The following is a 6,462-nucleotide window of genomic DNA, read 5'->3' as shown; positions in this document are numbered from 1 at the left end:
CCGTAAATTATTTCGATGCGAGCGGCATCAGCTCAGCACCACGATGCCGCCGGGCAGGTTGCGCAGTCTGGCGCCGTAGAGCTCACGGATCATCACGGGCGCGTTGTCGATGCTGCGCAGCGACACCTGCATCCGCACCAGCGTGCGGCCCATTTCCTCGTTGCGCAGAAAGATCTTGCCCGGGCGATAGCGGTTGATCTCGGCGATCACCTCTGACAGCGGCGTGCTGTCGAAGGACAGTGTGCCGGTGCGCCAGCTGCTGACGCCGGCCATGTCCGCGCGCACCACTTCGCGCATGCCATTGCCGTCGTACGTCACCTGCCGCCCCGCTTCGATCGCGCGCTGCTCTCCGCCGGCCGACACGGTCACGCGGCCGTCGATGCAGGTCACGCAGACCTGCGGGCCGGTGTGGCGGATGTTGAAGCGCGCCGTGCGCGCCTGCAACCGACCGCCGCCGGTTTCCACGAAGAAATCGCCCGCGCCGGAAGCGACGACCTCCGCCTCGCCGGCCACCAGCTCCATGCCGCGCGGGTTGGCTGCATCACCACCGATGCGGTTGATGCGCGTCTGCGTGTTCATGCGCACGCTCACGCTCTGGCCCAGCGACACCTGGCGCTGCTCGCCGGTCGCGGTGCGGTAGTCCGCGCTCAGGTCGCCGAGCGAAGGCCACAACCCCAGGGGCGGATCGACCGCGAGCACGCCCGCCGTCACCGAAGCCGCGACCGCGCCGCCGAGAAAAGCCCTGCGCCCGGGAGAACGCAGGGACTCCGACACGCTTGCCCAGGAAAAGCCCCGCGCGCGCGAAGCCTGTCGCGCGGCCTCCTCTGCCAGCAGCGGATCGAGAGCCGACCAGACGCGCATGACCTCGCGCCAGGCCTGCGCATGAGCGGCGCTGCGAGTGGCCCATTGCCGGAACGCCTCCGCATCGGCGCGGGTGGCCTGGCCCGAATGCAGTCGCACCCACCAGGCCTGCGCCTGGCGGTCGAGGCCACCGGATTCGGGTTCGAAGGAAGACATGACGAAACTCATCAGTATTTTCTCGGACCGGAGAAGTGGCCGCGCTGGGCCGCCTCGACCTCCGGCAGATGCTTCTTGCAGTATTCCAGGGCCGCGCGCAGCTCCTTCTCGACCGTGCTCAGGGACACGCCCATCGATTGCGCGATCTCGCTGTTGAGTTCGCCATGGACCCGCGCCGCCACGAGGATCGCCCGGCGCCGCGCCGGCATGCGGGCCAGCACGTGGCTCAACGCCTCGACGTCGCTGCGCGCGCCCGCAATCCGCTCGGGGTCGCCGGCCTCGTCGACGATGTGCACCAGTTCGCTCAGCTCCCCGCGCGCCAGCAGCACATTGTCCTGGCGGTAGCGGTCGGTGGCGATGTTCGCCGCCATGCGCAGCAGATAGGCATCGGCATTGTTCACCGTGCCACCGTCGCTCATCGTCGTCAGCCTGAGCCAGGTTTCCTGCATCGCGTCGGCCGCATCGTCGCGCGAGCCGACGATGCGCTCGAGCTTGCCGCGCAGTTCGACGTAGCGCGCGACCAGGCGCGCGCGCAGCGTGGACCCGAGACCTTCGCTCATGGCACGCGCGCGGCTTCGCCGTAGGCCGGCGATGCGCAGTCGGACTCCGCGCCGGGCCCTTCCGGCAGCAGCAGGATCACAAGTGGCTGGGGCAGCGAGGCGGGCGGCGGGCTGCCGACGGCCATGCCCCGCACCCTGCGCAGCACGGCGGCATCGCGGGCGGGTTCGCCGGTCGTGCTCAACAGTCGGAAACGCTCCACCGTTCCACGCGAGTCCAGCTGCAACTGTGCCGCGAGACGGTAGCCACCCGGACGCGTCTCGAGCGAACCGCACAAGGTGCTGCGCAAGGCCTGCTGGACCTGGGCGGCATAGGACTGATGCACGACTTCCCCTTCTTTGAATCCCGATTCCTCGACGCCCGCGGGCACCGCCGGCCGGCTCCCCGCACCCGCTGGACGGGATGCGCGGATCACCACCGACGTCGCGTTCGCGTAGCGCGCCTCCAGGCCCGTGCCCTCCAGCAGGGCTTCGAGCGCCTCCATTGCGGTGAGCGTGCCGCGCACACCGTTCGCCGTGCGCTGCGCATGCTCGCCATCCATCAACACGTCCAGCCCCGTCACCCTGCTGTACGCGGCGATCGCATCGCCCAGGCGCTGCGCTTCGATGTCGAAGTCGATCCGCGCCACGGAGGCCACCGCCCGTGGACCGGGATCGGCCTGCGCATGCGCGCCGCGCGCGGCAAGCAGCAAGGCCGAACCAGCCAGGCAGCAAGCCAGTGCCAGGGCACTGGCCGATGCCGAATTCGCTGTCATACCGGGTGGGCGCACATGCTCCTGATTTGCCACGTCGTCCGGTCAACCTGCTGGACACATTTGCAAACCGATACGACGGTAGTTCCGTGCGGTGACGCTCGCATGACATGGGATCAGTTCCCCATGGGACGGCCGATGCCGTTGCAGACGTTGGCGTTGCCGATGCCCAGCGGATGGCTGGCATTCAGGAACACATTGGCGATCTGGGCCTTCCAGTTGTTCATGCCGCCCCGGCCATCGGGGAGGACGACGAGGTTGTGGCTGGCAATGGGAAGGTCGTAGGCCGTGCCGAGCAGCCCCGCCAGGAAGGCCTTGACCTTGGCTTGCACCCTGGCGTCCCTGTAGCACTGGCTCACCAGCAGGTTGCTCGTACCGAAGATCGGATAGATGGCCGGGACCGGCTTCACATAGGCAGGCAGCCATGCGAGCGGGTTGCCTGCCTGCGAAACGCCGCCCACAGGCAGGGACACCGCAGCCAGCACCGCGCGCATCGAAGCCGCGACCGGCATGGTGCCGTTGATCTTCGCAACGGCCGCGTTGCTGCTGTCTGTGTAGGCCGGGTCCGGGCTCTGGTAGCCGATGCGGCCGTCGGCGACGCCCGCACTGGCGAAAGCGCTCGACATGCCCGCGCTGCCGCGAACCGGAATCCAGTTGACAGGCAACTCGCTTCCCACCGCACCAGCCACCATCTTCGCGAAGCTGCCCGAGACGACGAAGCCTGTGGAAGGACATGCCGTCACGAGATAACGGCTCAACAATTCGGTGACGCCGCTTTCCTCGGTGCGGTAGACCACATTGACCGGCGTGGTGTCCGCTGTGCCTCGAAGCTGGCCCCAGGTCTGCCCGCCGGGCTTGTTGCCGAAGACAGCGCACATCTGTGCATCGGACAAGTCGAGGTTGTTGATGCCCGTGCGCTTGTAGGGAACGAGCACTGCGGTCGCCACGACGGGAATCTGGATCAGTCGTCCCCACGTCGACAGATGTGCGACGTTGTAGGCATCGCGTTCCGCGACCGTCAGCGCGGATTCGCTGCCGGCGAAATGCACCGACTGCGTTGCGGGCCACAGGTACGCATCGTTGTCGGACCCCAGCGATTCGTTGTAGTACCGGGCCTTTGCCGTCCCTTCTCTCGGCGCGATGTTGGAGAGAAATGCCGACTTGCCGATGCCGCTTCCCGTACCGCTGTAGCTGTAGTCGCCAAGGCCGACACCGCTCGGCAGTATCTCGTCGTACAGGAACTCGGGCAGCGTCGCGCCACCGCCCACGACGATCTGCGCGGTTGCCGCGCCGATGGCCATCTGGCTCAGCGCCAGCACGGCCAACACCGCCGCCCACCTGAACTCTTTGCTCATCGAAGTCCCCTTCTGCGTCGTGCGCCACGGACAGCAAAAAAGCCCCGGGGCCCGGGCCGCACTGAATGCGGACCTTTCCCCGAGGCAGTTCCGCAACCGGCGGCACCAGGGCGCGCCGGCTCCGGGCAGCGGCAACCGATCAGTTGCTCAGCGGACGGCCGATGCTGGCGCAGACGTTGGCGTTGCCGATGCCCAGGGGGTGGCTGGCGTTCAGGAACACGTTGGAGATCTGGGTCTTCCAGTTGTTCGTGCCGACGCTGCCGTTGGGCAGAACGACGAAGTGGCGATCGGAGATCGGCGTGTCGTAGGTCGTGCCGAGCAGGCCGGTCAGGAAGGCCTTGACCTTGGCTTGCACGTTGGCGTCCTTGTAGCACTGGTTCAGCAGCAGGTTGGTGGTGCCGAAGATCGGGTAGCTGGAACCGGCGCCGCTGGCCGGGGTCGGCTTCGAGTAGGCCGGCACCCAGGCGAGCGGGTTGCTGGCTTGCGAAGCGCCACCCACCGGCAGGGACACGGCGGCAAGTGCGGTCTGGATCGACGAAGCAACCGGCAGGTTGCCGTTGACCTTGGCGACGACGCTGTTGCTGTTGCCCGTGTAGTCGATGTCGGGGCTCACGTAGCCGACGCGTGCGTCGGCGGCGGCCATCGCGGTCTTCACGCCGCCGTTGCCGGTGGCACCGATCCAGTTGGCGGGAATGGTGCCGCCGGACACTGCGCCGGCAACCACAGCCGCGAAGCTGTTGGAAACGGTGAAGCCCGAGCCGGGGCAGGCAGCCACGAGGTAGCGAGCCAGCAGTTCGGTCGTGCCGCTGCCGTCGAGGCGGTAGACGACGTTGACGGGCGTGGTGTCGGTCGTGCCACGCAGTTCACCCCAGGTCAGGCCGCCGGTCTTGGCGCTGAAGACGGCGCACATCTGTGCATCCGACAGGTCCAGGTCGGCGATGCCGGCGCGCTTGTAGGGAATCAGCACCGAGGTGGCGACGGCGGGAACCTGGATCATGCGGCTCCAGGCGGCCGGGCCCGTGATGCCCGTGACGTGAGCGGTGTTGTAGTTGTCGCGCTCCGTGGCGGTCACGGCGGAATCGCTGCCGGCGAAGTGCACGGACTGCGAAGCGCCCCATGCGGGCGTGCCGGCCACCGATTCGTTCTTGAAGGCGGTCGCGTTGTTCGTGAAGAAGGCCGTCTTGCCGGCGCCGCTGCCGGTACCCGTGTAGCTGAAGTCCGTGAGGCCGACACCGCTCGGCAGGATCGCGTCATACAGCAGTTCCGGCAGCGTCGCGCCACCGCCCACGGCGATTTGCGCGGAAGCGGAACCGGCGGCCACCAGGCCAGCCACCATCGCGACCGACAGAGCGGTCATCTTGAACTTTGCATTCATGGAAACTCCTTTGAATGAACCAGAAAAATTGAGCTGCCAAAGGCATTGCGTCTCTTCGGAAACGCCTGCCTCTTCGCTACCTGTGCCGCCCCTCTGGCGACGTCATTGATCTTCTTTTCCGGAGGTGACAGGAGGCCGAAACAAACTCGGGAACACAGAGGGAAAGACTCCCGAACAAGAGGCCCGCGGAGGGCTCAGCGCACCATCTGGTTGATCTCCATGATGGGCATCAGCACGGCGAGCACGATGAGCATCACGACACCGCCCATCGCAAGGATCATCAAGGGTTCGAGCATGGTCGTGAGGCGCATCGCGCGGCGTTCGAGGTCACGCGAAAGATTTAACGACGCACGCTCGAACATGGCCGCCAGCGCACCCGTCTTCTCGCCGCTGGCCACCAGGTGAACGAGGTTCGACGGAAAGATTTTTTGGGCCTTGAGCGCCGCGGCGAGCGGCGTGCCCTCCTTCACGCGACCCGTGGCCTCGAGCACGCATTGCTTTATCCATTCGTTGTCCAGCGTCTGGCGCGCGGCCTCCAGTGCGCGCAGCAGCGGTACGCCCGCATCCATCAGTATCGACAGCGTGGAGGCGAAGCGCGCTGTGTCCACGCCCAGCGCGAAGCGGCCCATCAAGGGTGCGCGCAAGAGCAGCGCGTGCCATCGCAGCCTGCGCGCGGCATCGCGCAGCGAGATGCGCCCCAGCGTCCACGCGCCCGCGATCGCGCCCGCGGTGAGCCATCCCCATTCGCGCACGAAGGCGCTCGCAGCCAGCATCGCGCGGGTGATGGCCGGCAGTTCCTGGCGCGCCTGCGCGAATGCGCCGACCACCTGCGGCACGACGTAGCCCAGCAGGAAGACGACGATGCACAGCGACACGAAGCCGACGATGGCCGGATAGATGAAGGCCGTGAGCACCTTGCCGCGCAGGTTGTCGCGGTTCTCGAGGTAGTCGGCGAGCCGCTCCATCACGCGCGCGAGGTCGCCCGAGTCTTCGCCGGCGCTCACGAGCGCGCGGTAGATCTGCGGAAAGTCGCGTGGCCGCTCACCCAGCGCATCGGCCAGCCGCATGCCCGCGCGCACGCTGTCGCACACCGCGCTCAGCGACTCGGCCACGTGCTTGCGCTCGGCCTGCTCGATGGTCGCGACCAGCGCGGCCTCCAGCGTGAGCCGAGCACCGAGCAGGCTCGCGAGCTCGCGCGTGGCCCAGCACAGGTCGGCCGCGCCCAGGCGAGGGTTGAGCCACGCGAGCGCGCCACCACCCGCGGCCCTCTCGCGGACGTCGAGCGGCGTGAGGCCGCGGTCGCGCAGTTGGGCGCGCACCGAGCGCGCGGACTCGCCTTCGGTGCTGCCCCGCTGGAGCTCGCCGCTGGCGCTCGCGGCCTCGTACTCGAAGCGTGCCATGTCGTT

The 6,462-nt window shown here is 67.8% G+C and carries 6 protein-coding genes; all 6 read right to left on the bottom strand.

The window, feature by feature from the left end:
- Nucleotides 1-27 precede the first annotated feature (27 nt).
- Nucleotides 28-1,017: a FecR family protein gene (locus EJP69_RS10800; RefSeq protein WP_170217089.1), complete on the bottom strand. Its 990-nt coding sequence runs from the start codon at nt 1,015-1,017 to the stop codon at nt 28-30.
- A gap of 11 nt (nt 1,018-1,028) precedes the next feature.
- Nucleotides 1,029-1,577, bottom strand: a complete 549-nt coding sequence (locus EJP69_RS29455) for an RNA polymerase sigma factor (RefSeq protein WP_170217088.1) — start codon at nt 1,575-1,577, stop codon at nt 1,029-1,031.
- The gene (locus EJP69_RS29450; RefSeq protein WP_170217087.1) at nt 1,574-2,329 is read right to left on the bottom strand and encodes an STN domain-containing protein; all 756 of its coding nucleotides are present in this window, start codon (nt 2,327-2,329) and stop codon (nt 1,574-1,576) included. The genes EJP69_RS29455 and EJP69_RS29450 overlap by 4 nt, the downstream gene beginning before the upstream one ends.
- 113 nt (nt 2,330-2,442) lie before the next feature.
- Nucleotides 2,443-3,681 carry a substrate-binding domain-containing protein gene (locus EJP69_RS10790; protein WP_126470013.1) on the bottom strand — a complete coding sequence of 413 codons (1,239 nt, stop codon included), beginning with the start codon at nt 3,679-3,681 and terminating at the stop codon, nt 2,443-2,445.
- Nucleotides 3,682-3,820: 139 nt separating this feature from the next.
- Nucleotides 3,821-5,056 (bottom strand): substrate-binding domain-containing protein, encoded by a 1,236-nt coding sequence (locus tag EJP69_RS10785; protein ID WP_126470011.1) that lies wholly within the window; start codon nt 5,054-5,056, stop codon nt 3,821-3,823.
- 194 nt (nt 5,057-5,250) lie between these two features.
- Nucleotides 5,251-6,456 (bottom strand): type II secretion system inner membrane protein GspF, encoded by a 1,206-nt coding sequence (gene gspF / locus EJP69_RS10780; RefSeq protein ID WP_126470009.1) that lies wholly within the window; start codon nt 6,454-6,456, stop codon nt 5,251-5,253.
- Nucleotides 6,457-6,462 lie beyond the last annotated feature (6 nt).

The sequence above is a fragment of the Variovorax gossypii genome (assembly GCF_003965815.1).
GTDB lineage: Bacteria > Pseudomonadota > Gammaproteobacteria > Burkholderiales > Burkholderiaceae_C > Variovorax > Variovorax gossypii.
This window is presented reverse-complemented; position numbering and strand designations above follow the sequence as displayed.

What these genes read in the sequence shown, in the direction of transcription:
- EJP69_RS10800 (WP_170217089.1), bottom strand. Translation starts at nt 1,017, where the DNA reads ATGTCTTCCTTCGAACCCGAATCCGGTGGCCTCGACCGCCAGGCGCAG.
- EJP69_RS29455 (WP_170217088.1), bottom strand. Translation starts at nt 1,577, where the DNA reads ATGAGCGAAGGTCTCGGGTCCACGCTGCGCGCGCGCCTGGTCGCGCGC.
- EJP69_RS29450 (WP_170217087.1), bottom strand. Translation starts at nt 2,329, where the DNA reads ATGACAGCGAATTCGGCATCGGCCAGTGCCCTGGCACTGGCTTGCTGC.
- EJP69_RS10790 (WP_126470013.1), bottom strand. Translation starts at nt 3,681, where the DNA reads ATGAGCAAAGAGTTCAGGTGGGCGGCGGTGTTGGCCGTGCTGGCGCTG.
- EJP69_RS10785 (WP_126470011.1), bottom strand. Translation starts at nt 5,056, where the DNA reads ATGAATGCAAAGTTCAAGATGACCGCTCTGTCGGTCGCGATGGTGGCT.
- gspF (WP_126470009.1), bottom strand. Translation starts at nt 6,456, where the DNA reads ATGGCACGCTTCGAGTACGAGGCCGCGAGCGCCAGCGGCGAGCTCCAG.